This window comes from Aeromonas sp. QDB03, from assembly GCF_027707985.1.
GTDB classification, from domain to species: Bacteria; Pseudomonadota; Gammaproteobacteria; order Enterobacterales; family Aeromonadaceae; genus Aeromonas; species Aeromonas hydrophila.
Genome location: NZ_JAPCJG010000003.1, coordinates 239,009 through 264,846 on the forward strand (window position 1 = coordinate 239,009; position 25,838 = coordinate 264,846).

Annotated in this window: 24 protein-coding genes; 19 read left to right on the top strand and 5 right to left on the bottom strand. The window is 63.1% G+C overall.

Going from position 1 to position 25,838, the window contains the following annotated elements; all coding sequences use genetic code 11:
* Window positions 1-4: 4 nt before the first annotated feature.
* Window positions 5-853 (bottom strand): GspC family type II secretion system variant ExeC, encoded by an 849-nt coding sequence (exeC, locus tag PG900_RS10350; RefSeq protein ID WP_272481873.1) that lies wholly within the window; start codon window positions 851-853, stop codon window positions 5-7.
* Window positions 854-1,067: 214 nt separating this feature from the next.
* Here exeC and hslR point away from each other — a divergent pair, with 214 nt between their 5' ends.
* The 8 genes from hslR to PG900_RS10390 all read left to right on the top strand — a co-directional run bounded on the left by hslR (window position 1,068) and on the right by PG900_RS10390 (window position 8,611).
* Entirely contained in the window at window positions 1,068-1,466 is a 399-nt protein-coding gene (gene hslR / locus PG900_RS10355) for a ribosome-associated heat shock protein Hsp15 (RefSeq protein ID WP_206819274.1), read from the top strand.
* Between the two features lie 108 nt (window positions 1,467-1,574).
* Entirely contained in the window at window positions 1,575-2,459 is an 885-nt protein-coding gene (gene hslO, locus PG900_RS10360; RefSeq protein ID WP_024943636.1) for an Hsp33 family molecular chaperone HslO, read from the top strand.
* A 155-nt stretch (window positions 2,460-2,614) separates the two neighbouring features.
* On the top strand, window positions 2,615-4,240 hold the full coding sequence (pckA, locus tag PG900_RS10365; protein WP_011704536.1) for a phosphoenolpyruvate carboxykinase (ATP): 1,626 nt from the start codon (window positions 2,615-2,617) through the stop codon (window positions 4,238-4,240).
* A 175-nt stretch (window positions 4,241-4,415) separates the two neighbouring features.
* Window positions 4,416-5,081, top strand: a complete 666-nt coding sequence (locus PG900_RS10370) for a GntR family transcriptional regulator (RefSeq protein ID WP_270831418.1) — start codon at window positions 4,416-4,418, stop codon at window positions 5,079-5,081.
* A gap of 33 nt (window positions 5,082-5,114) precedes the next feature.
* The gene (locus PG900_RS10375; RefSeq protein ID WP_270798128.1) at window positions 5,115-6,917 is read left to right on the top strand and encodes an aminopeptidase P family protein; all 1,803 of its coding nucleotides are present in this window, start codon (window positions 5,115-5,117) and stop codon (window positions 6,915-6,917) included.
* 112 nt (window positions 6,918-7,029) lie between these two features.
* Window positions 7,030-7,425, top strand: a complete 396-nt coding sequence (locus PG900_RS10380; protein WP_244089522.1) for a nitrous oxide-stimulated promoter family protein — start codon at window positions 7,030-7,032, stop codon at window positions 7,423-7,425.
* A gap of 119 nt (window positions 7,426-7,544) precedes the next feature.
* Entirely contained in the window at window positions 7,545-7,997 is a 453-nt protein-coding gene (locus PG900_RS10385) for a GNAT family N-acetyltransferase (protein WP_039215349.1), read from the top strand.
* Between the two features lie 137 nt (window positions 7,998-8,134).
* The gene (locus tag PG900_RS10390; protein WP_005308463.1) at window positions 8,135-8,611 is read left to right on the top strand and encodes a glycine zipper 2TM domain-containing protein; all 477 of its coding nucleotides are present in this window, start codon (window positions 8,135-8,137) and stop codon (window positions 8,609-8,611) included.
* A gap of 74 nt (window positions 8,612-8,685) precedes the next feature.
* Here the strand turns inward: PG900_RS10390 and PG900_RS10395 are convergent, their stop codons facing one another.
* The 3 genes from PG900_RS10395 to PG900_RS10405 form a co-directional block, all read right to left on the bottom strand.
* On the bottom strand, window positions 8,686-10,665 hold the full coding sequence (locus PG900_RS10395; protein WP_270798278.1) for a bifunctional 2',3'-cyclic-nucleotide 2'-phosphodiesterase/3'-nucleotidase: 1,980 nt from the start codon (window positions 10,663-10,665) through the stop codon (window positions 8,686-8,688).
* Window positions 10,666-10,792: 127 nt separating this feature from the next.
* Window positions 10,793-11,413 carry an L-lysine exporter gene (gene lysE / locus PG900_RS10400; protein WP_011704530.1) on the bottom strand — a complete coding sequence of 207 codons (621 nt, stop codon included), beginning with the start codon at window positions 11,411-11,413 and terminating at the stop codon, window positions 10,793-10,795.
* 212 nt (window positions 11,414-11,625) lie between these two features.
* Window positions 11,626-12,408 carry a LuxR family transcriptional regulator gene (locus PG900_RS10405; protein ID WP_005315931.1) on the bottom strand — a complete coding sequence of 261 codons (783 nt, stop codon included), beginning with the start codon at window positions 12,406-12,408 and terminating at the stop codon, window positions 11,626-11,628.
* A 62-nt stretch (window positions 12,409-12,470) separates the two neighbouring features.
* Between PG900_RS10405 and PG900_RS10410 the strand changes: the two genes are divergently transcribed.
* The 11 genes from PG900_RS10410 (at window position 12,471) to PG900_RS10460 (ending at window position 25,277) form a co-directional block, all read left to right on the top strand.
* Complete coding sequence (locus PG900_RS10410) at window positions 12,471-13,094, top strand: acyl-homoserine-lactone synthase (protein ID WP_270798135.1); 624 nt, start codon at window positions 12,471-12,473, stop codon at window positions 13,092-13,094.
* A 267-nt stretch (window positions 13,095-13,361) separates the two neighbouring features.
* Window positions 13,362-14,261: a LysR family transcriptional regulator ArgP gene (locus PG900_RS10415; RefSeq protein ID WP_011704527.1), complete on the top strand. Its 900-nt coding sequence runs from the start codon at window positions 13,362-13,364 to the stop codon at window positions 14,259-14,261.
* A 100-nt stretch (window positions 14,262-14,361) separates the two neighbouring features.
* Complete coding sequence (locus PG900_RS10420) at window positions 14,362-16,383, top strand: exoribonuclease II (RefSeq protein WP_139392106.1); 2,022 nt, start codon at window positions 14,362-14,364, stop codon at window positions 16,381-16,383.
* 188 nt (window positions 16,384-16,571) lie between these two features.
* Window positions 16,572-17,165 (top strand): TetR/AcrR family transcriptional regulator, encoded by a 594-nt coding sequence (locus tag PG900_RS10425; RefSeq protein ID WP_270831419.1) that lies wholly within the window; start codon window positions 16,572-16,574, stop codon window positions 17,163-17,165.
* A gap of 21 nt (window positions 17,166-17,186) precedes the next feature.
* The gene (locus PG900_RS10430) at window positions 17,187-18,233 is read left to right on the top strand and encodes a DUF418 domain-containing protein (RefSeq protein ID WP_270831420.1); all 1,047 of its coding nucleotides are present in this window, start codon (window positions 17,187-17,189) and stop codon (window positions 18,231-18,233) included.
* Window positions 18,234-18,687: 454 nt separating this feature from the next.
* The gene (locus PG900_RS10435; protein WP_270831421.1) at window positions 18,688-20,610 is read left to right on the top strand and encodes a PTS mannitol transporter subunit IICBA; all 1,923 of its coding nucleotides are present in this window, start codon (window positions 18,688-18,690) and stop codon (window positions 20,608-20,610) included.
* Between the two features lie 37 nt (window positions 20,611-20,647).
* Window positions 20,648-21,793, top strand: a complete 1,146-nt coding sequence (locus tag PG900_RS10440; protein ID WP_270831422.1) for a mannitol-1-phosphate 5-dehydrogenase — start codon at window positions 20,648-20,650, stop codon at window positions 21,791-21,793.
* A 114-nt stretch (window positions 21,794-21,907) separates the two neighbouring features.
* Entirely contained in the window at window positions 21,908-22,429 is a 522-nt protein-coding gene (locus PG900_RS10445; RefSeq protein ID WP_005308438.1) for an MltR family transcriptional regulator, read from the top strand.
* A 176-nt stretch (window positions 22,430-22,605) separates the two neighbouring features.
* Window positions 22,606-24,393 carry a cation:proton antiporter gene (locus PG900_RS10450; protein WP_270831423.1) on the top strand — a complete coding sequence of 596 codons (1,788 nt, stop codon included), beginning with the start codon at window positions 22,606-22,608 and terminating at the stop codon, window positions 24,391-24,393.
* Entirely contained in the window at window positions 24,390-24,965 is a 576-nt protein-coding gene (locus tag PG900_RS10455) for a DNA-J related domain-containing protein (RefSeq protein WP_270798258.1), read from the top strand. Before PG900_RS10450 ends, PG900_RS10455 begins: the two co-directional genes overlap by 4 nt.
* A 63-nt stretch (window positions 24,966-25,028) precedes the next feature.
* Window positions 25,029-25,277 (top strand): hypothetical protein, encoded by a 249-nt coding sequence (locus PG900_RS10460; RefSeq protein ID WP_011704519.1) that lies wholly within the window; start codon window positions 25,029-25,031, stop codon window positions 25,275-25,277.
* A gap of 42 nt (window positions 25,278-25,319) precedes the next feature.
* Here PG900_RS10460 and PG900_RS10465 read toward each other — a convergent pair whose 3' ends face one another.
* A complete protein-coding gene (locus tag PG900_RS10465) occupies window positions 25,320-25,838 on the bottom strand; it encodes a mechanosensitive ion channel domain-containing protein (RefSeq protein ID WP_043162330.1) in 519 nt (172 codons plus the stop codon).

The window sequence follows — 25,838 nt, forward strand, 5'->3', positions numbered from 1 at the left end:
ATCATTATTCTGACAAGCCGACATAAACGTCGTAGAGCTGTCCTTGCCGCTCGACGGTGACGGTCATTTCCGTTGCGCCAGCCACCTGCTGCATCGCCTGCATGGCCTGAGCGTTATCCCGCAGATCCAGCCCATTGATGCTGACCGCCATGTCGTTGGCGACCAGCCCCAGTTGATTGAACAGTTCCGGATTGCTGCCCGGATTGAGGCGATAGCCGACCATGCGACCATCGACCCGGACCGGGGAAATATTGAGGTAATCGGTGATCTTGCCGGGGTTGCCCATCAGCTCGTTGCGTACCGAGGAGAGCTTGCCGTCCTGGTTGCCCGGCTTGGGCAGCGGCTTGCCGTACTCCTCCCCGTCCAGCATCAGGGTTTCGTCGCGGCCGTCCCGCTCGATGATGACCCGATCCGGGAACACCTGGCGGATCTTGGCCTGGGTACCATCGATGAGATCACCGATGCCGTAGGAGTTCTGCAGCCCGTTGTGGGCGATGATGGCAATGGACTTGGCGGGATCCGAGCTCGCCAGCACGCCGTTGAGCTGGGCATTGAGCTGGGTCTTGGGAGCATCGGCTGCGACAACATCGGCCGCCTGGGCCTGCTGTTTGGCCTTGCCAAACAGTGCCAGCCGGCTGACGCCGCTCAGGTCGAGCCGGTTTGCACCCTGGCTCTGATTGGCGACCACCGACGGTTGCCAGGACTGGCTGACGGGCCGGCTGCCGAGATCCAGCAGACGCCAGGTGAGACCGGCACACTGGTGGGCCAGCAACAGCAGCAGAAGCCAGAACAGAGGCTGGCTGAATCGGGAGAGTGGCACGGTTTTACAACGGGCCAGAAGGGAGCTCAACAAGTCATCCCTGAACGGTAGCGTCATGTTTATCAATATTTTCTGGCATCCAAATCGGTTGGCTATTGTGTACGGCAATGGACCCAGAGACAACCGACCGGATGGGATGAAGCTGCGAAAATTGACATTCCGTCACACCATCAGCCCCCCTGTTTCTATCCCGGGGCCCGCCTCTGGTATAATCAGGCACCCCTTTCAGCCATTCCGGAGTCGATTCATGCCGAACCCCGCAGAAACCCCAACCCTGGTCCGTCTCGACAAGTGGTTGTGGGCGGCACGTTTTTACAAGACCCGCAGCCTGGCCCGCGACCAGATTGAAGGGGGCAAGGTGCATTACAACGGCCAGCGCAGCAAACCGGGCAAGCATGTCGAGGTCGGCGCTCTCATTCGCTGCTGGCAGGGTCAGGACGAACGGGAAGTGCGGGTGCTCGAGGTGAGCGAGCAGCGCAAATCCGCCCCGCTGGCCCAGCAGCTCTATGAAGAGACCGAGGCCAGCCTGAAAAAGCGGGCCGAAAACAGCGAGGCACGCCGCTTCAACAGCCAGTTTGCGCCAAGCCCCGAGCGTCGCCCCGACAAGCAGGAGCGGCGCCAGCTGATCAAGGTCAAGCAATATTGACCCGCCAAGATGGCCCTTTTATGACGACAGTTGCCGGAATAAGTTCCTAACCAGCTGTTTATTAATGTTTTTATCTATTTACCCCACCGAAGAACCCAGGAATGCATGATGAGTAACCAAGATCTCCTGTATCGCTATCTGTTCGAAGAGTACGAAGTCCGGGGCGAGCTGGTCCAGCTGGACCACACCTACCGCCACGTGGTTGAGGCCCAGAACTACCCGGTACAGGTGCAAAAACTGCTGGGTGAACTGCTGGTCGCCACCAGCCTGCTGACCGCCACCCTCAAGTTCGAAGGCTCCATCACGGTGCAGCTGCAGGGCAACGGCCCGGTACGGCTGGCCGTCATCAACGGCGACAACAACCAGCAGCTGCGTGGCGTGGCCCGCTATGAAGGGGAACTGCCGAGCGACGACAAGCTGCAGAGCCTGATCGGAGAAGGCCAGCTGGTCATCACCATCACCCCGGAGCAGGGTGAACGCTATCAGGGCATCATAGCGCTGGACGCCGACACCCTGGCCGGCTGCCTGGAGCACTACTTCGCCCAGTCCGAACAGCTGGCGACCAAGCTGTGGATCCGCACCGGCTACCACCAGGGTGAGCCGCGCGCCGCCGGCATCCTGCTGCAGGAGCTGCCCGCCCAGAGCGAGGATCACAGCGACGATTTCGAGCACCTGACCCAGCTCACCAGCACCATCAAGGATGAAGAGCTGTTCGGTCTGGAAGCGGAAGAGATCCTCTACCGCCTCTACCACCAGGACAAGGTGCGGGTGTTCGATCCGCAGGCGGTCGAGTTCCGCTGCACCTGCTCCCGCGCCCGTTGCGAAGGGGCTCTGCTGCAGATAGAGAAGGAAGAGGTGATGGAGATGGTGCAGGAGCTCGGCAAGATCGACATGCACTGTGATTATTGCGGCGCCCAGTACCAATTTGATGGGATCGACGTCGAAACCCTGTTCAGCAGGGCTCCCGGTAATGATGCAAACAAGTTACACTAATTGAAGGCGGGCAAAACCCGCCTTTAACTTTAACTTAAATAACAAAAAAATACCCTATTTTATAAAGTTTGATGGCGATCGCTAAACTCTACCACCTAAGTGATAGGATGAACGCCAGATAGAACCCTACCAACCTCTGAACCCAGGAGAATACAATGACAATCGTGGCAGAACCCACCCTGGCCAAGCAATTAGGACTGGACCAGTACGGTATCAAGAACTCCACTGAAATCCTGCGCAACCCTTCCTACGACCAGCTGTTCGCGGAAGAGACACGTGCCGACCTGGAAGGGTTCGAGCGCGGCGTGGTGACCGAACTGGGCGCCGTCAATGTCAATACCGGCATCTTCACCGGCCGCTCCCCTAAAGATAAATATATCGTCAAAGACGCCACTACCCAGAATACTGTGTGGTGGTCTGACCAGGGTAAAAACGATAACAAAGCCATCAGCCCGGAAGTGTGGTCACATCTGAAATCCCTGGTGACCAAACAGCTCTCCGGCAAGCGCCTGTTCGTGGTCGACGGCTTCTGCGGTGCCAACCCGGACACCCGCCTGGCCGTGCGCATCATCACCGAGGTGGCCTGGCAGGCTCACTTCGTGAAAAACATGTTCATTCGCCCGAGCGATGAAGAGCTGAAAACCTTCAAACCGGACTTCGTGGTGATGAACGGTGCCAAGTGCACCAACCCGAACTGGAAGGAGCAGGGTCTCAACTCCGAGAACTTCGTCGCCTTCAACCTGACCGAGAAGATCCAGCTCATCGGCGGCACCTGGTACGGTGGCGAGATGAAGAAGGGGATGTTCTCCATGATGAACTACTTCCTGCCCCTGCGCGGCATCGCCTCCATGCACTGCTCCGCCAACGTGGGTCAGGACGGTGACGTAGCCATCTTCTTCGGCCTCTCCGGTACCGGCAAGACCACCCTCTCCACCGATCCCAAGCGTCAGCTGATCGGCGATGACGAGCACGGCTGGGACGACGACGGCGTGTTCAACTTCGAAGGGGGCTGCTACGCCAAGACCATCAAGCTCTCCAAGGAAGCCGAGCCGGACATCTACAACGCCATCCGTCGCGATGCGCTGCTGGAGAACGTGACCGTGGCGGCCGATGGCACCATCGACTTCGACGATGGCTCCAAGACCGAGAACACCCGGGTCTCCTACCCCATCTATCACATCGAGAACATCGTCAAGCCGGTCTCCAAGGCGGGTCACGCCAACAAGGTGATCTTCCTGACTGCCGACGCCTTCGGCGTGCTGCCCCCGGTCTCCAAGCTGACCAAAGAGCAGACCAAGTACCACTTCCTGTCTGGCTTCACCGCCAAGCTGGCCGGTACCGAGCGCGGCATCACAGAACCGACCCCGACCTTCTCCTCCTGCTTCGGCGCAGCCTTCCTCTCCCTGCACCCGACCAAGTACGGTCAGGAGCTGGTGAAGCGGATGGAAGCCGCCGGCGCGGAAGCCTACCTGGTCAACACCGGCTGGAACGGCACCGGCAAGCGCATCTCCATCAAGGATACCCGCGCCATCATCGACGCCATCCTGGATGGCTCCATCGAGAAGGCCGAGACCAAGGTGCTGCCGATCTTCAATCTGGAAGTACCGACCGCCCTGCACGACGTGAACCCGGCGATCCTCGACCCGCGCGACACTTACGCCAACAAGGCCGAGTGGGACGCCAAGGCGGTTGACCTGGCAGGACGCTTTATCAAGAACTTCGAGCGCTTCACCGACAATGAAGAGGGCAAGCGTCTGGTAGCGGCAGGTCCGCAGCTGTAACAGCCAGCCCGTTTACTGCCAATCTCATACCGGTCAGCCCAGCTGGCCGGTATTTTTTTGAGCAGAGTGCGGCGTTTGACTCCTGCCAAACCTTGCCTTGTGGGCCCTTGCGCGTTAGATTCAGCCCAACTTTATACAATATACAATTTTGTAACGATTCCCCTGTGACCCGATCATGACCCCACCCTACAAGACCCGTACCCAAATGGTGATGGAAAACCTCCGTGGCCGGATCCTGCGCGGTGAGTTTCCCGCCGGCGCCCCCCTGCGTCAGGACGCCATCGCCAAGGAGCTGGCGGTGAGCCGTATTCCGGTGCGGGAAGCCCTGATGCAGCTGGAAGCGCAGGGGCTGGTGAAGTTCGAGGCACACCGCGGCGCCGTGGTCACCATGCTGGACGCCGCGGCCATCGAGGAGCTCTTTTATTTGCGAGCCCTGCTGGAAGCCGATACCCTGTTCCACGCCGTCGACCTGATGACGGAGGAGACCTTCGCCAGGGCGCAGGCGATCCTCGCCCAGTTCGACCAGGCCCTCGAGTCGGGCACCCAGATCGAACGCTGGGCCGAACTGAACCACAGTTTTCACGCCACCCTCTATCAGGCCGCCGGCCGCCCCCAGGCACTGGAGCTGATCGCCCAGATCAATCTGAGCTGTGACCGCTATGTGCGCTTCGAGCTGCTGTTCGCCAGCGATGGCGTCGACAAGGCAGAGCGCGAGCACGCCCAGCTGCTGGAGCTGTGCCGCGCCCGCCGCAAGCACGAGGCGGTGGTACTGCTCAAGCAACATATCGAGGCGGCCGGCCAGTCCATCAAGCGGCTCCTGGACAGCGGCCACAACCACTGAACACTCACATCACAACAATCTGGCATTAACGACATGAATCATTTCGAGATTATTGAAACCCGCGTCGCCCAGGTCAGGGCCGAACTGGCCATGATGGAGCTGGACGCCTTCATCGTCCCCCACGACGACGAGCACCTGGGGGAGTACATTCCCGCCTACGCCGAGCGACTGGACTGGATCACGGGTTTCAACGGCTCCGCCGGCCTCGCCATCATACTGGCGCAGCGGGCGGCCCTGTTCATCGACGGTCGTTACACGGTGCAGGCCCGCATGCAGGCATCGGCCGAGCTCTTCGAGTTTCTCCATCTGGTGGAAGATCCCCATGTGCAGTGGCTGGCGGATCAGCTGCCGTCCGGCTCCCGGGTCGGCTTCGATGCCCGCCTGCACAGCCTGGCCTGGTATCACAATGCCAAGGCGGTGCTGACCGAGCGCGGCATCGAGCTGGTGCGGGTCGAGCAGAACCCCATCGATCTGCACTGGAGCGATCGCCCCGCCCCCACCAAGAACCCGGCCATCCTCTACAGTGAAGCGCTGGCGGGCCAGTCCAGCCAGGCCAAACGCGAGATGCTGGCCAGCGATCTGCGCAAGCGCGCTCTGGATGCGGTGCTGCTGACCCAGGCCGAGCCCATCAACTGGCTGCTCAACCTGCGTGGTCGCGACGTGGATCGGCTGCCGGTGGTGCTGGGCTTTGCGGTACTCTACGCCAACGCCACCATGGATTTCTTCGTCGACACCGACAAGATCGACTGCTTCGCCTTCAGTCAGCACGTGGGGCAGGATGTCTCCGTCTACCCCATCGACAAGCTGGGTGACGTGCTACAGCGCATCGGTGAAGACCAGCAGAAGGTGCTGGCCGATCCCAACACCGCCAACGCCTGGACCCAGCTGGTCATGGAAGAGGCGGGCGCCATCCTGGTGGCCGGTCAGGACCCGACCATGCTGCCCAAGGCGTGCAAGAACGAGGTGGAGCTGGCCGGCATGCGCGCCGCCCATCTGCGCGACGGCGTCGCCGTCACCCGCTTCCTGGCCTGGCTGGATCGGCTGATCGCCAGCGGCGAGTTCGACGGGGTGGATGAAGGGACCCTGGCCGATCAGCTGGAAGCTTTCCGCCGCGAGCAGGAGCACTATGTTGAGCCGAGCTTCGACACCATCTCGGCGCTCGGCCCCAACGCCGCCATGTGCCACTACCGCCATACCAACGGCACTCCGCGCACCTTTGGCCAGGACAGCATCTATCTGGTGGACTCCGGCGCCCAGTATCTGGACGGCACCACCGACATCACCCGCACCATCAAGGTGGGTGAGCTGACCGACGAGCACAAGGCAATGTTCACCCGGGTACTGCAGGGTCACATCGCGCTGGATCAGGCCCGCTTCCCGCGCGGCACCGCCGGCATCCAGCTCGACGTGCTGGCCCGCCAGCCGCTGTGGCAGGCCGGTTACAACTACGACCACGGTACCGGCCACGGTGTCGGCCACTTCCTGAGCGTGCACGAAGGCCCGCAGCGCATCGCCCCCAAGGGCAGCCTGGTGGCCCTGCAGCCGGGCATGGTGCTCTCCAACGAACCTGGCTACTACCGGGAAGATGCCTTCGGCATCCGTTGCGAGAACCTGGTGGTGGTCACCGAGCAGGAGCAGATCGGCGAACTGCCGATGCTGGGCTTCGAGCGGCTGACCTATGTACCGTTCGATACCCGCCTCATCGATCGCAGCCTGTTGAGCCCGGCCGAGTTCCGCTGGATCAACGAGTATCACGCCGAGGTCTACCGCCGCCTGAGCCCGCTGCTGGAAGGCGAGGATCTCGCCTGGCTGGAGCAGGCAACCAGCCTCATCTAAGCGCAGACAACGCTACTTGTCTGATGAAACAGGGCCCACGGGCCCTGTTTTTTTGCCCGCCGGTTTGACCTGTATCAAGACCCCGCCGCCCCAGGTCCGGACAATGCCCTGCATGACGACCCATCACTCCCCCCCCGCGCGCCCGGCCCGTGCCGACAAGGCGCCCGTGCATCCCAGGCTCAAGCGGGAGCAGCAGACGGTCAGCGCCATGATCCGCCTCTACTGCGACCACCATCATCAGGACCCCGCCTGCCGGCACTGCCAGCAGTTGCAGGAGTTCGCCCACCAGCGGCTGCGCCGCTGCCGCTATGGTCACGGCCACAAGCCCACCTGTGCCAACTGCCACATCCACTGCTATGCCCCGGCCATGCGCAAGCAGATCCAGCTGGTGATGAAGTGGAGCGGCCCGCGCATGCTGTGGCATCACCCCTGGCTGGCCCTGCGCCACCTGCTGGACAGCCGCCGCAAGGCCCCCAAACGACCGGGCAGCCGTCCCCTGCCGCCCTGAGCCGGGGCGGCCCTGCCGCTCAGCGCCCCAGACCCGCTTGCATCAGTCCGGCGGGCCCACTACCCTGTGGCTCCTTTTGACTGCCGCCCGGCAGCACGTACGACACCACAGGAGCCCGGATGCACCAGCCCCCCGTTTTGAGAGTGGCGCGCCACACCGACATGCACGCCATCTGGCAGATCGACGTCAATGTATTCGGGGAGGATGTCTATCCCGGCTTCTTCTTCCGCCAGGCCATGGATCTGTGGCCCGAGCTGCTGCTGGTGGCCGAGCTGGATGGCAAGCTGCTGGGCTATGCCCTGGGCGGACTGGGACAGGATCGGTCGCAGGGCTGGCTGCTCTCCTTGGCGGTGCTGCCGGAGGCACGCGGCTTCGGCCTGGCCGAACGCATGATGCTGCAGGTGGAGCAGTCACTGCTGACACTGGGGATCGAGCGGGTCAGGCTGACGGTGGATCCGGCCAATCCGGCCCAGCGCCTCTACTTTCGACTCGGTTATCAACAACTGGCCGAGGAGCGCGACTATTTCGGCCCGGGCGAGGATCGCCTGCTGCTGGAAAAACGGCTCGACTGAGCCGGCAGTGACGGGGTTTGCGGGGCCCGGGCCTTATAATTGGTTACACTTTGCTGGTTTCATGCTCAATCCGGTTGGCGTAGAGTTGAATCACTGACCGAACAAACCAGATTAGATGCCAGCCCAGGAGGCCCATCATGTTGAAACGCATTACCCTCATCGCCCTGTTGGCCACCACCACCGCCACCACCCTCAGCGGCTGTGCCAACAGCGACGTCTACTCCGGTGACGTCTACACCAAGGATCGAGCCAAGCAGGTGCAGACCGTCAGCTACGGCACCATCCTCTCCACCCGCCCGGTCAAGATCCAGGCCGATGAGAACTCGCTGATCGGCACCATCGGCGGCGCCGTGGTCGGCGGCCTGCTCGGCAGCACCATTGGCGGCGGGCGCGGCAGCGACATCGCCGCGGCCGGTGGCGCCATCGCGGGTGCGGCAGCGGGCAAGGCGGCCGGTGACAAGCTCAATCAGGTGGACGGCGTCGAACTCGAGATCAAGAAAGAGAACGGCGAATCCATCGTGGTGGTGCAGAAGGCCAGCCCCACCTTCGTACCGGGCGCCCGGGTCCGCATGACCCAGGGCAACGGCACCATCAACGTGGCCGTGGTCAACTAAGCCCTCGGAACCCTCCGCCCATGAAAAAGCCCTCGCACTGCGAGGGCTTTTTTTATTGCCATGTCGGCCGGGAATTACTGACGGACCAGCCGGAAGATGGCGTAGCCAGGGTGCTGGGCGTCATCCATCGGCAGGGTGGACTTGTACTCCAGATCCGCACCGGCCAGCTGCTTGGCCTCCTCGCGGGGCGAGGAGTAGAGCCGCACGTCCACGTTGGCCGGCAGGGCCTTCATGTGCCAGTTGTTGTTGGCCGCCGGGCTGAAGCCGGCCGGGTTGTCGGCAGACTGGGCCTTCAGGTACTGGGCGATGATCTCGCGCGTCTCGAAGGGGTCTTCATGCACTATGTTGCTGCCGTCGATGCCCGGGAAGTGGCCGCCGCCGCTGGCGCGGTAGTTGTTGGTCACCACGTAGAACTTCTGGGCCGGATCGATGGGCTGGCCGTTGAAGGTGAGGCTGCTGATGCGCTGGCCGTCGCTGACCTTGGCCCCTTCCTTGTTGTAACGGGCCGGCTGGGTGATATCCACCTCGTAGTTGACCCCGTCGATCACGTCGAAGTTGTAGGTGGGGAACTTCTCGTTCACCAGCCACTGCACCTCGGTCTTGCCGGTGTCGATCTGGTTGAACTGACCGGCACTCATCTCCAGCCACTCCTTGACGGTGGCCCCGTTCACCTCGACCACCTGCAGGGTGTTCGGATAGATGTAGAGGTCGGAGACGTTGCGCAGGGAGATGTCACCCTGAGCCACGTAGGTGAAGTCATTGATGCCGTTGCGACCGCCACGGAACGGCGCCGCCACCGACAGAATGGGGTAGGACTCCTTGAGCAGGCCGTCTTTTTGCAACTGCTCGGCATGCTTGCGCTGGGCATCGCTCACCAGTTGCACTGAGGGGTCATCCTGCACCAGGGCGAAGAAGCTGTGGATGGAGGAGGTGATCTTGCCGAGCGGCTCATCCAGCCACTGGTTGGTGGCGTCGTGGTCGGCCTGTACCAGGTCCACCACCCGTTGATCCACCGCGCTGCCCTCGCTGGAGTCGATCTTGCGCAGGCTGGCCTGGCTCTGTTTCACCTGCCACTTGCCGTCCACCTGCTCCAGCTTGAGGTCGATGATGCCGAGGTGGTTGCCCCAGTAACCCGGCATTACGGTCGGAATGCCGCTCAGGGTACCGGCCTTGTTGTCCACCTCCGGCAGATCCGGGAAGTCACCCGGGAAGTTCTTGTGGGCGTGGCCCAGCATCAGGGCATCCACCCCCTTCACCTTGGCCAGGTGCCAGGCGGAGTTCTCCATCATGGCCTCGTAGCTGCTGGCGTTGATACCGGTGTGGGCTACCACCACCACGATATCGGCGCCCTTGGCGCGCAGCTCGGGCACATAGTGGTTGGCGGTCTCGACCATGTCGGCCACCACCACCTTGCCTTCCAGATGGCGCTTGTCCCACTGCAGCACCTGCGGCGGGGTCAGCCCCAGGATGCCGACCTTGACGGTCTGCAGCTGCCCCTTGTCATCCTTCACCTTGCGCTCCAGCAGCAGGTAGGGGGTGAACTTGTTGCCGCTCCAGTCTATTTGCCCCTTGGCATCACGCTTGAAGGCACCCGCCTCGAACACGTTGGCGTTCACATAGGGGAACTTGGCCCCCTGCAGGGTCTTGGTGAGGTAATCCAGCCCATAGTTGAATTCGTGGTTGCCCAGGTTGCCGGCATCGTAGCCGAGCTCGTTCATCGCCTTGAACACCGGGTGGGCCTGCTTGTCGAGGTAACCGGCACCGGACTGCTCGAAGATGTAGTCCGCCAGCGGCGTGCCCTGGATCAGGTCACCGTTGTCGAGCAGCAGGTTGTTGGGGTTTTCGGCGCGGGCCGCGCGGATCAGCAGCGCGGTGCGGGAGAGACCAAACTTGCGATCCTCCTTGTTCTGGTAGTAGTCGTAGCCCAGCACGTTGGAGTGGATATCGGAGGTCTGGATCAGACGCAGGGCAACCTCACCCGGTTGCGCCTTGCTGTCGTTTTCATTGCTACAGGCAGATAACAGCACGATGGCTGCAATAGCCCCCAGCTTCATGGTTTTATTCACTGTCTTGTCCCTTTTATTATGAGTGTCGCTTTACCAGCGACGGGAATTTAACAGACGAATATGTCAGCGCATGAAGCCGGGATTAATTTTTATGAGGTGCGGCACAAAAATAGCCTTATGACGCCAGCAGAGCCCCGCTCGCCAGCTGCAACGCCAGCCCCAGCATGATGAAACCAACAATAGTATCAATAGCTTGCTGAACCCTGCCGCGCGCGAGCCAGGGCGAGAGGGCGGCCGCCCCGAACGCCAGGCTGTAGAACCAGACCAGCGAGGCCAGCATGGCCCCGGCCGCAAAGGCCGGCCGCAACTCTTCGGCAAACTGGCTGCCGAAGGAGCCGAGCAGCATCAGGGTATCCAGGTAGACGTGGGGGTTGAGCAGGGTCACCCCGAGGGTCATGGCCAGCACGCTCTTGACCCCCATCAACTGGGGCGAGTCCGCAAGCTTGGCTCCCTGCCCGCGCCAGGCACTGCGCAGGGAACGGATACCGAACCAGCCGAGAAACAACACGCCGCCCCAGGTCAGCAGGGCCAGGCCGATCGGGCTGGCCGCCAGCAGGTTGGCCCCGCCAAACACCCCGATGCCGATCAGCACGAGATCGCACAGGCAGCAGAGGGTCGCCGTCAGCAGATGGTGGTTACGGTGGATGCCCCGACTCAGCACGAAGGCATTCTGGGCACCGATGGGAATGATCATGGCAAGGCCGAGGGTGAAGCCTTGCAGGGTGGTAGCAAACATGGATGAACCGTCCAGCAGAGTGATTGGACGGCACTATAAGGGGGACAGTTCTATTTAGAGAAATTCATTGATCTGCTGAGCCATTGGTTTTGCTAATGGTGCGCAGCAGGCATAACCCCTTCGGGGCAGAAGGGCCGCCATTCGGCCATGACTGTCAATTGCAGGATCTGACAATTGTTAGCCAATCACTCTACCCCGAGAATCATCGGGTTTTATTGCATCAGCTTGGGGAAGTTGGTGACCACGACCTGCTCGAGATTGGGCAGCAAAATGCCACTGCTCACCCCCTTGGCGATGGCCTGGTAGCGATTCATCGACCCCGTTTTACGGGTGACCTGATTGAGGTGGTAGTTCACGGTTCGCTCCGTGATCCCCAGGATGCAGGCGATTTCACCCGACGTTTTCCCTTCACTGGCCCAGAACAGGCATTCGGTCTCCCGGTCAGTCAGGGCCTCCTGAGGGTCATCTTCCCGCAGACTGACCCGCACAATCCGGATCGCCGCCTCGAAGATGTAGTTGGACATCCAGGAGAGGATGGGCGAGGACTCCAGCAGCAGATCGCTCGATGCCCGCTCGGCGGTGATGAACGACAGTATGCCGTTCTCCCCTGCCGCACCGTGCAACGGGAACGAAATTCCGTTGCGCAGCCCGAACTCCGCCGCCAACCCCATCACGTCAAGACTGCCCTCTTGCAGAAAACGCGCCCGCTCATCCAGCCGGTTCCAGTAAATGGGCAAGGTCTGCTTGCGGGCCAATTGAATGATGGGATCACAGGCCAGCATATGGTTGGCCGTGTAGGCCTGCACCCAGGAGTCTGGGCACTGGTTGAACAGCACCACCTTGGGTCTTTGCATCGACATGGGAATGATCAGCGCAAACCGGTAGTAGTCGTAACCCATACCGAGCGTGAACCGACCGATCAACTCGGCCAAACGATCCCCGTCCGTTACCGAAGTGAAATGTTCGAGGTACTCAAGCAGTTGGTCTTGTTTCATATGCTAGCCCCCCTGGCCAGGGCCTCGATTATAGCGCCGAACACTGAAATGGAGACATCTGAATGCTTGTTTTCAAAGGAAAATTAAAAGAACACCCCAGATGGGAGGTAGAAAACGAGCTTTATCGCTTTCGCAATCGCGTCTTCTCCGATCGCCTCGGCTGGGATGTGGAATCCCACCGTGGTCTGGAGCAGGACAGTTTCGATACCCCTGATACCCACTGGGTGCTGATCGAAGATGAGGAAGGGCTGTGCGGCTGCATCCGTCTGCTCAGCTGTGCCCAGGATTACATGCTGCCCAGCATCTTCCCTACCGCCCTCGCCGGTGAAGCCCCGCCGCGCAGCAACGACGTGTGGGAGCTGACCCGCCTCGCCATCGATGCCGAACGGGCTCCCCGGCTCGGCAACGGCATCAGCGAACTGACCTGCATCATCTTCCGCGAGGTCTATGCCTTCGCCAAGGCGCAGGGGATCCGCGAGCTGGTTGCCGTGGTCAGCCTGCCGGTAGAGCGGATCTTCCGCCGTCTCGGCCTGCCCATCGAACGGCTCGGTCACCGCCAGGCGGTGGATCTGGGCGCCGTGTGCGGGGTCGGGATCCGCTTCCATCTGGATGAGCGGTTCGCCCGTGCCGTCGGCCAGCCCCTGCAGGGTGCCTATGACGAGGCGCGCGAACTGGTCACCGAATAAAGACGACGCAAAAAAATCCCGGGGTAAGACCCGGGATTAAAAGTTCTCGCTATGGCCCGTTTCCACCCCATGCAAAAACGGACGCAAAAGAGTATCTCCTGAATACCTTTTGACCACCACTGTCACATCTCACAGTGACAAATCCGCTTTGACCCCGCAGCCCTTGTCACGCCTGGCCTGCCGACATTTTCAGCGATCTCCGGTTGTTCTGTCGCCACCACTTGAGTAGCATCTCTTCTTAATTCCCCCTGTTGATAAGGCATGCTGATGAAGGCGTTGGATTACAAGCTGCTGCTGGCGCTGGATGCGGTGATGCAAGAGCAGAACTTCGAGCGGGCCGCCCAGCGCCTGCACATCACCCAGTCCGCCATCTCCCAGCGCATCAAGCAGCTGGAGCAGCAGTTTGCCGAACCGTTACTGATCCGCGGCCAGCCGCTGCAGGCCACCGCGCTCGGTCAGAAGCTGCTGGCCCACTACCGTCAGGTGCGCCAGCTGGAGCTGGAACTGGCTGGCGAGCTCTCCCCCGCCGAGCCGCAGGCGCCGATCCGGGTCAGCATCGCCGTCAACGCCGACAGCCTGGCTACCTGGTTTCTGCCGGCCCTGGCCCCGCTGCTGGAGCAGCACCCCATCGAGCTGAACTTGCTGGTGGATGATGAGAGCCGCACCCTGGATCGGGTACGCGAGGGGCAGGCGTTCGGCGCCGTCAGCCTGCACGGCCAGCCGCTGGCCGGCTGCTGCGTCGACGAGCTCGGCGAGATGCGCTACCTGCTCACCGCCAGCCCCGCCTTCGTCGCCCGCCACTTCCCGCAGGGGCTGACACTGGCTGCGCTGGCCAAGGCGCCGGCGGTGGCCTTCGATCAGCGCGACGACATGCACGTCAGCTACATGGCCCGCCACTTCGGGCTGGAGCCCGGCGGCTACCCCTGCCACACGGTGCGCTCGTCCGAGGCCTTCGTCGCCATGGCCGAACAGGGGCTGGCCTGCTGCCTGATCCCGGAATTGCAGATCCGCCGCCAGCTGGCGGAGGGCAGCCTGCTCGATCTCAGCCCGGACCAACATCTGGTCGAGCGGCTCTACTGGCACCGCTGGGTGCTGGAACGGGGGCTGCACAAACAGATATCCCAGCGCCTGATCGAGCAGGGTCGCCGGGCACTGCAACCCGGCTGAGCCGGCCATTCACCTTGGCTTTGGAGGGGTAAAAACGTATAGTGCTGGGCGATCCGTCATCAGGTCTCCACCCAGGTTTTCCACTTCAGGTTCCTCACTTATGTTCCAAGACAATCCGCTGCTGGCCCAGCTCAAGCAACAAATCCGCGAAAACATCCCCAAGAAAGAGGGTGTGATCCGCGCCTCCGATCGAGGCTTCGGCTTCCTGGAGGTCGATGAGAAGACCAGCTATTTCGTGCCGCCTCCCTACATGAAGAAGGTGATGCACGGTGACCGGGTGAGCGCCCTGATCCGTACCGAAAAAGAGAAGGAAGTGGCCGAGCCGGATGCCCTGCTGGAGCAGTCCGTCACCCGTTTCGTGGCTCGGGTCAAGATGTTCCGTGACCGCCTCAACGTGGTCGCCGATCACCCGCTGATCAAGGACGCCATCAAGGCCCGCGTCAAGAAGGGGCTGGACGAGAAAGAGTTCAAGGAAGGGGACTGGGTGGTTGCCACCCTCAAGCGTCACGCCCTGGTGGACGGCAACTTCTCTGCCGAGATCACCCAGAAGATCGCCTCGCAGGAAGATCACAACGTGCCCTGGTGGGTGGTGCTGGCGCGCCACAACCTGGCCCAGGTCGAGCCGGCGGATCTGCCGGAGTGGAAGGTGATCGAAGAGGAAGAGCTGCCGCGCACCGATCTGACCGCGACCCCCTTCTTCACCATCGACGGCGCCAAGACCAAGGACATGGACGATGCCCTGGCCATCCGCAAACTGGACAACGGCTGGGAACTGCTGGTGGCCATCGCCGACCCGACCGCCTACGTGGCCGAGGGTAGCGAGCTGGACAAGGAAGCCGCCCAGCGCGCCTTCACCGTCTACATGCCGGGCCGCAACGTGCCGATGATCCCGCGCACCCTCTCCGACGAGCTCTGCTCCCTGAAAGAGGGCGAGGAGCGCAACACCCTGTGCGCCCGTCTGCTCATCGCCGAGGATGGCCTGCTGCTGGAGGAGACCGAGTTCTTCGCCGCCCGCATCAGCTCCCACGCCCGTCTCACCTATGACGACGTCTCCGACTGGGCCGAGCACGGCAAGCAGCTGGATATCGACGCCGGCGTGCTGGCCCAGCTGCCGCTGATGAAGGCAATGACCGAGGCGCGCATCGCCTGGCGTACCGAACATGCCCTGGTGTTCCCGGATCGTCCCGACTACGACTTCGAGCTGGGCGAGAACGGCGAAGTGCTGGCCATCCACGTCGAGCCACGCCGCATCGCCAACCGCATGGTGGAAGAGTCGATGATCGCCGCCAACATCTGTGCCGGCCGCGTGCTCGGCAAGCAGGTCGGCTACGGCATCTTCAACGTCCACACCGGCTTTGACGAAGAGTCCCTCGACGGCGCCATCGATCTGCTGAAAAGCGCCGAGGCCCCGTTCGAGAAGGAAGAGATCGCCAGCCTGTCCGGCTTCTGCGCCCTGCGCCGCTGGATCGACAACCTGGACACCCGCTGGCTGGATGGCAAGATCCGCCGCTTCCAGAGCTATGCGCTGATGTCCGCCGAGCCGGGCGCCCACTACGGCCTGGGGCTGGATGCTTACGCCACCTGGACGTCACCTATTCGGAAGTACGGCGACATGGTCAACCATCGCCTGCTCAAAGCCGTCATCGCCGGCAAGACCCCGGGTGAGCGCCCGAACCTAGAGCTCACCGAGCACTTGACCGCCTGCCGCCGCCTGCACCGCATGGTGGAGCGCGACATCGGCGACTGGCTCTATGTCCGCTACCTCAAGGCCGATGCCGGCACCGACAAGGTGTTCAACGCCGAGATCATCGACGTGATGCGCGCCGGCCTCAAGCTGCGTCTGCGCGAGAACGGCGCCGTGGTGTTCATGCCCGCCCGCCATATCCTCGACAACAAGGATCGGTTGGAGTGCAACTGGGACAACGGCCGCGTCTATCTAGACAAGACCGAGGTGGTCTACGAGCTCGGCCAGATCATCGAGGTCAAGCTGACCGAAGCGGTGGAAGAGACCCGCTCCCTCATCGCCAAGCCGGCGGTGGAACTGGTGCCGGGCCCGGCGCCGGTCGCCCCGACCAGCGAAGCCGATGCTGCGCCTGCCGACGAGGCCCCCAAGGCCGAATAAGCCAGGCTTCCCCACCTTGCAAAAAGCCCGCACCCTGCGGGCTTTTTTATTGGGCCATGCCGCCCGCCGAGTCCGCCGATCACTTTTTGTACGCGCCGAGCTTGCCAGTTGCTCGTTACGGGCATAGAGTGAATCCACAAATGAACGAACGTTCGCTCACAGTGAATTTTCAGGCAAGAGGCATCCCCATGACCACCAACAACCTGCGGCTGGAGCAGCGGCGCGAGCAGATCATCCAGGCGGCGCTCGGCTGCTTTATCGAGCGAGGTTTCCACCAGACCGGCATGCGCGACATCGCCGCCGCCGCCGGGGTGAGCCTCGGCAACCTCTACAACCACTTCGCCCGCAAGGAAGAACTGATCGCCCTGATCGCCTCGCTGGAGGCGGCCGAGCTGCAACCCCTGCTGGATGAGCTGATCCAGGGGCCGGCCCGGGCGGCGCTGGCCCGCTTCGCCGCCGGCTACCTCGCCTGGTCGCTGACCCCGGAGAACCTGCTGCTCGGCACCGAGATCCTGGCCGAGCTGACCCGCCACCCCGAGATGGCCGCCACCTTCGCCAGCAACCAGCGCCAGCTGTGCGATGCCCTGGCGGCGACAGTGCGCCGTGGTCAGCAGGCGGGGGAGCTGGCTGCACACCTGCTGCCGGACCTCACCGCCCAGCTGTTGCTGGACGCACTGGAGGGGCAGGCGGTGCGCCACGCCCTCGCCCTGCATCCAGAGCAGGCACCGGTGGAACAAAGGTTGCCGTCCCTGCTGGACCAGCTGCTGGGCCCGGCCCGCTGATCACCCCAAGGAGCCACCACCATGACTACCCCGCACAATCGACTGGAAGGACTGGATCTGGCCCGTGCCATGGCCCTGCTCGGCATGGTGCTGGTGAATTTTCGCATCGCCATGGGGGTGTTGGCGGGGGGGCCGACCTGGCTCAAGCCCCTGCTGGATGCGCTGGAGGGGCGCTCCGCCGCCAGCTTCGTGGTACTGGCCGGCATCGGGCTGGGGCTGTCGACCCGCAAGCTGGCGTGGTCGGCGGCCATGAGCCATACCGCCAGGCGGGCCCTGTTCCTGCTGATCGTGGGGCTGCTCAACTACCTGGTTTTTCCGGCCGACATCATCCACTACTACGCCGTCTACTTTCTGCTGGGGGCCTGCTGTCTCTGGCTTCCCTCCCCCTTGCTGCTGGCCCTGATCCCGCTGCTGGCGGCAAGCTTCGTCGGCCTGCTGTTCCTGCTCGATTACGATCGGGGCTGGCAGTGGCACAGCTTCAGCTATCCCGAGTTCTGGACCCTGGCCGGCTTCATCCGCAATCTGCTGTTCAACGGCTGGCACCCGGTGGTGCCCTGGCTGGGCTTCCTGCTCTACGGCCTCTGGCTGAGCCGTCAGTCTCTGGCCAATCCGGTCACCCAGCGCTGGCTGCTGGCCGGCGGGGTGAGTGCCATGGCGCTGGCCAAGGGGCTGTCGCTCTGGTTGCCGACCCTCTTGCCGAACCCCGCGCTGGCGCCACTGCTGGCGACCCAGCCCATTCCCCCGGCGCCGCTCTACCTGCTGTTCGGCATGGGCGCGGCCAGCACCCTGATCGCCCTCTGCCTCTGGCTGGGACGCGCCCTGCCCGAGGCCCGCTGGTGGCGAGTGTGGCTGCCGGTCGGCCGGCAGACCCTGACCCTCTATCTGGCCCACATCATGCTCGGCATGGGAGTACTCGAGGCGATCGGCTGGCTGCAGGGGCAGGATCTGCCTGAGGTGGTGCTGGCCGCCACCCTCTTCGCCCTGGCGGCGCTGCTGTTTGCCAATCTCTGGAGCCTGCGCTTCGAGCGAGGCCCGCTGGAATGGCTGATGCGTCGGCTTTGCAGCTGAAGGGCATCATGAAAAACTGAAAGTGGGTTACAAAATAATTGATTCATTGGTTATTTTAATGTGAATTCAACCAATCCATCGTCAATACCCTCACTTTTCAGGTCAGGCGAATTGCTCCAATTGAATACAAATAATGAAAGTGAGAAATGGATCACATTGACATCAAGTTTGCGCAAACAGCAAAGAGTGATTCTGGTCACATAAAAACGATGCTGGCGGCAGAAAAGATCGAAATGTAGCCGAAATACAGAGAGTGAATGTGATCGACATCACTATTAATAGAGGGGGGAGGTCGGGGTATTTGAGAGCTGCGTCACAAGACACCCCGTTTTCAGCCTAATTTGATCACAAGCTGGTAGATTGAAGTTGCTTAGACGACAGGGATGGCGGTTCGGCAAAACCGGCCAGCCCGACTACCACTTTTAATCAAACAGGCTTAAAACGGGGTCCCGACATGTTATCACCGGATACCAAAGTCAAGATACAGAATTTTGGACGCTTCCTGTCCAATATGGTCATGCCCAACATAGGCGCCTTCATCGCCTGGGGCTTTATTACCGCCCTCTTCATCCCCACCGGCTGGCTGCCGAGCGAAACCTTGGCCAAGCTGGTCGGTCCCATGATCACCTACCTGCTGCCGCTGCTGATTGGCTATACCGGCGGCAAGCTGATGGGCGGTGAGCGCGGCGGCGTGGTCGGTGCCATCACCACCATGGGCGTCATCGTGGGGACCGACATCCCCATGTTCATGGGCGCCATGATGGTCGGCCCGCTCGGTGGCTGGGCCATCAAGCGTTTCGACAAGGCGATGGAAGGTCGCGTCAAGAGCGGCTTCGAGATGCTGGTAAACAACTTCTCCGCCGGCATCACAGGCATGCTGCTGGCGATCCTCGCCTTCTTCGTGATCGGCCCCTTCGTCAAGGTGCTCTCCGGCGTACTGGCCGGTGGCGTCGGCTTCCTGGTGGACAACAACCTGCTGCCGCTCACCTCCATCTTCGTTGAGCCGGCCAAGATCCTGTTCCTCAACAACGCCATCAACCACGGCATCTTCTCGCCGCTGGGGATCCAGCAGGCCACCGAGCACGGCCGCTCCATCTTCTTCCTGATCGAAGCGAACCCGGGCCCGGGCATGGGCGTGCTGCTGGCCTACATGGTGTTCGGTCGCGGCGCCGCCAAGCAGTCTGCTGCCGGTGCCTCCATCATTCACTTCTTCGGCGGCATCCACGAGATCTACTTCCCGTACGTGCTGATGAACCCGCGCCTCATCCTGGCGGTGATCGCCGGCGGCATGACCGGGGTGTTCACCCTGACCCTGTTCAACGCAGGTCTGGTCTCCCCCGCCTCACCGGGTTCCATCTTCGCCGTGCTGTTGATGACACCGAAAGCCTCCCTCATCGGGGTGCTGCTCTCCATCGTCGCTTCCACCACCGTCTCCTTCCTGGTCGCCGCCGTGTTCGTGCGTGCCCAGCAGCCGGAAGCCGACGAGGCCGATGCCCTCGGTGAAGCTACCCGCAAGATGAAAGCCATGAAGGGTGCCAAGCCCGAGACCTCAGCGGCCAAGAAGCCGGGCGGTGAACTGATGGCAGTGCGCAACATCGTCGTCGCCTGCGATGCGGGCATGGGCTCCAGCGCCATGGGCGCCGGCCTGCTGCGCAAGCGGGTGCAGGCCGCCGGCCTCGACATCAGCGTCACCAACCGCGCCATCGATCAGCTCGACGGTCAGGTGGACTGGGTCATCACCCACAAGGATCTGACCGAGCGGGCCCGTCGCCACGCGCCGCACGCCCACCACATCTCGCTCACCAACTTCCTCGACAACGGTCTCTATCAGGAGCTGGTACAGAGCCTGACCCAGGCCGCCAACGATGACGTCGCCAACCCGCAGCTGCTGGTGGCCGCCAACGACGACAGCTACGAGCCGCAGGCCGCTGAGGTGTTCACCCTGAGCCGTCATGACGTGCACCTTGGGCTCAAGGCCGACAACAAGGAGGCCGCCATCCGGGCTGCCGGCAAGCTGCTGGCGGAACGGGGCTACGTGGCGCCCGACTACGTCAACGCCATGCTGGAGCGCGAACAGCTGGTCTCCACCTACCTCGGCGAATCCATCGCCGTGCCGCACGGCACCATCGCCGCCAAGGAGTTTGTGAAGCGCACCGGCATCGTCATCTGCCAATACCCGGCCGGGGTCGCCTTTGGCGAGGCGGCCGATGAAGTGGCGCGGCTGGTGATCGGCATCGCCGCCCGCAACGACGAACACATGCAGGTGATAACCCGCCTGACCAATGCACTGGACGAACCCGGCCTCATCGACCGGCTGGCCAGCACTCAGGATCCCCAGGAATTCCTGGATCTGCTGGGTGCCGAACAGGCTGCCTGATCGTCCTTCATCGTCTTTGGTTCAAGAGGTTAATATCATGAAAACATTGCATTTTGGTGCAGGCAACATCGGTCGCGGCTTCATCGGCAAACTGCTGGCTGACGCCAGCCACCAGGTCACTTTCGCCGACGTCAACGAGACCCTGATCGACCAGCTCAACCACCGCCAGGAGTACAAGGTGCACGTGGTGGGAGCGGATCAGAAGCTGGACGTGGTGCGCAACGTGGCGGCGGTGAGCTCCGCCGGCCACGAGGTGATCGCCCGCATCATCACCGCCGATCTGGTCACTACCGCAGTCGGCCCCAACATTCTGGACAAGATTGCCAGCACCCTGGCCAAGGGGCTGCAGGCCCGCTTCGATGCCGGCAACCTGACGCCCCTCAACGTCATCGCCTGCGAGAACATGGTGCGCGGCACCAGCCATCTCAAGCAGGAGGTACTCAAGTACCTGCCGGTCGCGTATCATGCCACCCTCGACGCCTGCATCGGCTTCGTCGACTCGGCGGTGGACCGTATCGTTCCGCCGGCAGCGGCCAACGATGATCCGCTGGAAGTGACGGTGGAGAGCTTCAGCGAGTGGATCGTCGACCAGACCCAGTTCAAGGGCGAGCTGCCGCAGGTGGCGGGCATGGAGCCCACCGACAACCTGATGGCCTTCGTCGAGCGCAAGCTGTTCACCCTCAACACCGGCCACATCGTCACCGCCTACCTCGGCAAGCTGAGGGGCTATCGCACCATCCGCGAGGCGATCGAGGATCCGCTGATCCGCAGCAAGGTGCGCCGCGCCATGGAGGAGAGCGGCGCCGTGCTGGTACAACGCTACGGTTTCGACCCGCGCCTGCACGCCGCCTACATCGAGAAGATCCTGGCCCGCTTCGCCAACCCCTATCTGGTGGACGAGATTGATCGGGTCGGCCGTCAACCGCTGCGCAAGCTGGCGGCGGGGGATCGGCTGGTGAAGCCGCTGCTCGGCACCCTGGAGTACGGCCTGCCGAGCGATCACCTGCAGGAGGGGATCGCCGCAGCGCTGCACTATCGCAACGCCGATGACCCGCAGGCAGTGGAACTGCAACAGCTGCTGGCGGAGCTGGGCCCGACCCAGGCTCTGGCCCGCATCACCGGCCTGGCTGCCGACAGCGACATCGTCAGCGCCATCGTCACCCGTTATGGCAATTTGAAGTGACCTGATGAGGCGCCGTCGCCGCCGGCCCACTAAGGCCGGCCACCAAAGCGCCTCACACGATAAAAACCGGGAGAGAGGCCCACTCTCTCCCTGTCAGCTGGACCCAATGCACTTATGACCACACACCAGGAAGATGAAGTACTGGAGCGACTGAACGAGCAGGATGGCCCTCGCGGCTTCTTTCTCGAGGTCGTGACCATCCTGGAAGAGGCGGTCGACTCTCTGATGCGACGCGCGTTCCGTCAGGAGGAGTATGCCGTCAAATACGCCATCGAACCCCTGCTCAACCAGAGCGGCCCTCTCGGCCAGCTGGAGGTGCGCCTCAAGCTCATCTTCGCCCTCGGCCTCATCTCTCTCGAACGCTATCAGGATCTCGAGGCTTACCTGAAGATCCGCGATTTTCTGGTGCGCGACCCCAAGGATTACCGCTTCAGCGACAAGCCCATCCGCGATCTGCTGGCACGTCTGCACGGCGTCAGCCAGGGCGGCATGATGCCGCAGGAGGCCCCCGCCAACGAGGAGGACTGGCCCTTCTACCAGATGCAGCTGAACCGGCTCGATCAGGTGGTGCGCTCGGCGCTGGTGCTGGCGGTGGCCGACTGCGTCACCGAACTCCACAAGGAGAGCCCCATCTAATCCGGCTGGTGGCCGCAGCCAGCGGCCACACCCCGCCCCTCTCCCGCGGCCATGCCGCCGTGACGCCCGCTGTCGCGCGATCCGCGTCCCCCCTTGTTCCCGCCGCCGGCCGGTGTCAATCTGACCATCTTCCCCACTACACTTCCTCCAGGTTCATCGCCTTAATCGAGGTCTGCATGCTTGCTCTCTCCCTGGCCGGGATCGCCCTGGTCTCAGTGCTGGCCCAATGGCTGGCCTGGTCGCTGCGGGTGCCCGCCATCCTGTTTCTGCTGCTCACCGGCCTGCTGCTGGGCCCGGTCAGCGGCCTGCTCGACCCCGACGCCCTGCTCGGCGACCTTCTGTTTCCGCTGGTCTCCCTGTCGGTCGCCATCATCCTGTTCGAGGGGGCGCTCACCCTGCACCTGGCCGAGCTGAAAGGGATCGGCAAGGTGGTGCGCAACCTCTGCTCGGTGGGCATGCTGGCCAGTTTCGCCGTCATCGGCAGCGCCGGTTACTTCCTGCTGGGGCTGGACTGGCGGGTCGCCATGGTGCTCGGCGCCGTGCTGGTGGTGACCGGCCCGACCGTGGTCGCCCCCATGCTCAACGTGATCCGCCCCACCCGGGAGGTGGACCGCATCCTGCGCTGGGAGGGGATCGTCATCGATCCCATCGGCGCCCTGTTTGCGGTGCTGGTGTTCGAGGCGGTGCGCCTCGGCAGTCAGGGGGATCTCATCGGCCACACCCTGCTGGCGCTGGCCAAGACGGTGGGGGTAGGGTCGCTCATCGGGGTCGGCGCCGGCTGGCTCACCACCCTGCTGATCCGCAAGGACTGGCTGCCGGTCAGCCTGCACAAGTTCGGGGTGCTGGCGCTGGTACTGGTCACCTTCAGCCTCTCCAACTGGCTCAGCCACGAATCCGGCCTGCTGGCCGTCACCGTGTTCGGCATCTGGCTCGCCAATCAGGAGGGGCTGGATCTGGAAGAGGTGCTGGCTTTCAAGGAGGATCTCGCCGTCATCCTCATCTCCTCCCTGTTCATCCTGCTGGCGGCCCGCCTCGATCTGGCCCAGCTCTGGCAGCTCGGCCCCATGGTGCTGGCTCTGCTGTGCGTGGTGCAGTTCGTGGCACGCCCGCTCTGCATCCTGGTCTCCACCTGGGGATCGGATCTCTCCTGGCGGGCCCGCGCCCTGCTCGGCTGGATTGCACCGCGCGGCATCGTCGCGGCGGCGGTCAGCGCCTCCTTCGCCATCAGCCTGCACCAGGCCGGCATTCCCGATGCCGACAAGCTGGTGCCGCTGGTGTTTGCGGTGATCATCTCCACCGTGGTGCTGCAGAGCCTCACCTCGGCGCCGCTGGCCGGTCTGCTCAAGATGCGCCAGAGCGCCCCCAACACCTGGCTCATCATCGGGGCCAACTCGGTGGCGCGGGCCATCGGCCGGGCCCTGGCGGATCAGGGGGTGCCGGTCCAGCTCTGCGATCCGGCCTGGGAGTTCTGCCGTCAGGCACGGATGAGCAACCTGCCCTGCTACTTCGGCAATCCGCAATCCGAACACGCCGAGCTGCATCTGCCGCTCACCAGCATCAGCACAGTGCTGGCGCTCTCCCCCAACCGCCACAACAACGCCCTCGGCGTGCTGCACTTCGCCCACCTCTACGGCGAGGAGAAGGTCTACTCCCTGCGCTCCAGCGAGCAGCACGGCAAGGCCAATCGGGAGAGTGCCACCTTCCGCGCCCGCCAGAACCTGTTCGGTCCCGACATCAACTACGCCCGGCTGAGCGGCCTGCTGAGCCGGGGCGGCCAGATCAAGGCGACCCGGCTGAGCGAGGCGTTCGACTGGGCCCAGTACCAGGAGGCCAACCCGGGCGCCATTCCGCTGTTTGTGCTGGACGGCAAGGGGCGGCCCCGCATCGTCACCGGCCCCGTCGAGCCGCTGGCCGGGGAGCTGCTGATCGCCCTGCAGCCGCCGAAGGAGACGGCCATCCCATGAGCGAGACCCGGCCCAACCCGCTGCTGGCCCCACTGCTGACACTGCTGCGGCAGGCAAGCGGCAGCTACAAGGTGCACGAACTGCTGGCCGAGCTGCGCCGCCAGGAGGCCATTCCGCCTTTGCCGGGGGATGAGCAGCTGCAGCTGTTCCGGCTCAACTTCCTCATCATGAACGCTCTCTACCAGCTGCAGGCCGAACTTCATGGCGAAGGGTGGTGGCTGGTGATCAGCACCCTGGATATCCGGCTCGAACCGCTCGCCACCCGCGAGGGGGGAAGCGCCCTCGCCCGGGGCGAGGCGCTGCGCAGTTACTACCTCGACTGGCAGGTGTTCTGGCAGACCGACCGGGAGGAGGTGGAGACGCTGCTCGGCAGCTTCTGGCGGGCCTGTGAGCGGGATGAACACAGGGCCGAGGCGCTGACCCTGTTCGCCCTGCCGACCGGGGCACAACCCGATGCCATCCGCCGCCGCTGGCGGGAGCTGGCGCTGCAACACCACCCGGATCGCGGGGGCGATGCCGACACCTTCATCCGCCTGCGCTGGGCCTGGGAGCACCTCAAATCGGCCAAATGAGCCGGCCGACCCCGACCGCAGCCACTAGACTTGAAGTGGCATCAAGCGTCACGGGAGGATGTCATGACAGTCAGCGAACTTCGCCAGCTCTATCAGCAGCAAGCCTTCAAGGAAGCCGAGATCCTGCAGGACGCCATCCTGCCCGGCTGGATCGTGGAGTTCAGGGGTCAGGACGGCAAGCTGTACGAGATGACCGACACCCTGGGCTGCCCCCGCTACTTCGGCTCGGTCGAGGAGGCCCGCCAGCACGTGCACCTGGTGGCGGATTGCCCGATCCAGGTCGAGCACCTCTACCGCTTCTTCGAACGCTGAGGGATCGGCAGGCTCAAAAAAGGCTCCCGCGGGAGCCTTTTCTCATTCCGGTTGCAGGGGTTCCGCCCCCTTGCCCTCCAGCCGCCTGACCGGCTTTTGCAGGATCAGGTTGGCCGGATAGGTGACCAGATCGCCGTTGTCATCGCGCACCCGCACGTAGAAGAGGCCAATCTCGGTGATGACCCCGGTGACCGAGTCATCCTTGTCGAGGATCCGGATCCGGTCGCCAATCTTGTAGGGAAAGGCGAAGAAGATGGTGATGCTGGCGGTGATGTTGGAGAGGATCGACCACTGCGCCACCATGGCGACGCCCAGCACCGCGAAGAAAGAGGAGGCCAGCACCACCAGCCGCGAGAAGTCGAGCCCCCACACCCCGGCCAGGATCAGCAGGGTGGCGCAGCCGAGCAGGAAGTGGAACACGTGCTCCACGTAGAGCACCCGGTTCTCGCTCACCTGCCGGGTCTGGGCCAGCGCCAGCAGGCTCTTGTGAATGAGCCCGCGAATGAGGGTATGGCCCAGCAGCAACAGCAGGGTCACGCCAAAAGATTCCCATGTCGTCAT

What these genes read in the sequence shown, in the direction of transcription:
- hslR (WP_206819274.1), top strand. Translation starts at nt 1,068, where the DNA reads ATGCCGAACCCCGCAGAAACCCCAACCCTGGTCCGTCTCGACAAGTGG.
- hslO (WP_024943636.1), top strand. Translation starts at nt 1,575, where the DNA reads ATGAGTAACCAAGATCTCCTGTATCGCTATCTGTTCGAAGAGTACGAA.
- pckA (WP_011704536.1), top strand. Translation starts at nt 2,615, where the DNA reads ATGACAATCGTGGCAGAACCCACCCTGGCCAAGCAATTAGGACTGGAC.
- PG900_RS10370 (WP_270831418.1), top strand. Translation starts at nt 4,416, where the DNA reads ATGACCCCACCCTACAAGACCCGTACCCAAATGGTGATGGAAAACCTC.
- PG900_RS10375 (WP_270798128.1), top strand. Translation starts at nt 5,115, where the DNA reads ATGAATCATTTCGAGATTATTGAAACCCGCGTCGCCCAGGTCAGGGCC.
- PG900_RS10380 (WP_244089522.1), top strand. Translation starts at nt 7,030, where the DNA reads ATGACGACCCATCACTCCCCCCCCGCGCGCCCGGCCCGTGCCGACAAG.
- PG900_RS10385 (WP_039215349.1), top strand. Translation starts at nt 7,545, where the DNA reads ATGCACCAGCCCCCCGTTTTGAGAGTGGCGCGCCACACCGACATGCAC.
- PG900_RS10390 (WP_005308463.1), top strand. Translation starts at nt 8,135, where the DNA reads ATGTTGAAACGCATTACCCTCATCGCCCTGTTGGCCACCACCACCGCC.
- PG900_RS10395 (WP_270798278.1), bottom strand. Translation starts at nt 10,665, where the DNA reads ATGAAGCTGGGGGCTATTGCAGCCATCGTGCTGTTATCTGCCTGTAGC.
- lysE (WP_011704530.1), bottom strand. Translation starts at nt 11,413, where the DNA reads ATGTTTGCTACCACCCTGCAAGGCTTCACCCTCGGCCTTGCCATGATC.
- PG900_RS10405 (WP_005315931.1), bottom strand. Translation starts at nt 12,408, where the DNA reads ATGAAACAAGACCAACTGCTTGAGTACCTCGAACATTTCACTTCGGTA.
- PG900_RS10410 (WP_270798135.1), top strand. Translation starts at nt 12,471, where the DNA reads ATGCTTGTTTTCAAAGGAAAATTAAAAGAACACCCCAGATGGGAGGTA.
- PG900_RS10415 (WP_011704527.1), top strand. Translation starts at nt 13,362, where the DNA reads ATGAAGGCGTTGGATTACAAGCTGCTGCTGGCGCTGGATGCGGTGATG.
- PG900_RS10420 (WP_139392106.1), top strand. Translation starts at nt 14,362, where the DNA reads ATGTTCCAAGACAATCCGCTGCTGGCCCAGCTCAAGCAACAAATCCGC.
- PG900_RS10425 (WP_270831419.1), top strand. Translation starts at nt 16,572, where the DNA reads ATGACCACCAACAACCTGCGGCTGGAGCAGCGGCGCGAGCAGATCATC.
- PG900_RS10430 (WP_270831420.1), top strand. Translation starts at nt 17,187, where the DNA reads ATGACTACCCCGCACAATCGACTGGAAGGACTGGATCTGGCCCGTGCC.
- PG900_RS10435 (WP_270831421.1), top strand. Translation starts at nt 18,688, where the DNA reads ATGTTATCACCGGATACCAAAGTCAAGATACAGAATTTTGGACGCTTC.
- PG900_RS10440 (WP_270831422.1), top strand. Translation starts at nt 20,648, where the DNA reads ATGAAAACATTGCATTTTGGTGCAGGCAACATCGGTCGCGGCTTCATC.
- PG900_RS10445 (WP_005308438.1), top strand. Translation starts at nt 21,908, where the DNA reads ATGACCACACACCAGGAAGATGAAGTACTGGAGCGACTGAACGAGCAG.
- PG900_RS10450 (WP_270831423.1), top strand. Translation starts at nt 22,606, where the DNA reads ATGCTTGCTCTCTCCCTGGCCGGGATCGCCCTGGTCTCAGTGCTGGCC.
- PG900_RS10455 (WP_270798258.1), top strand. Translation starts at nt 24,390, where the DNA reads ATGAGCGAGACCCGGCCCAACCCGCTGCTGGCCCCACTGCTGACACTG.
- PG900_RS10460 (WP_011704519.1), top strand. Translation starts at nt 25,029, where the DNA reads ATGACAGTCAGCGAACTTCGCCAGCTCTATCAGCAGCAAGCCTTCAAG.
- PG900_RS10465 (WP_043162330.1), bottom strand. Translation starts at nt 25,838, where the DNA reads ATGACGACATGGGAATCTTTTGGCGTGACCCTGCTGTTGCTGCTGGGC.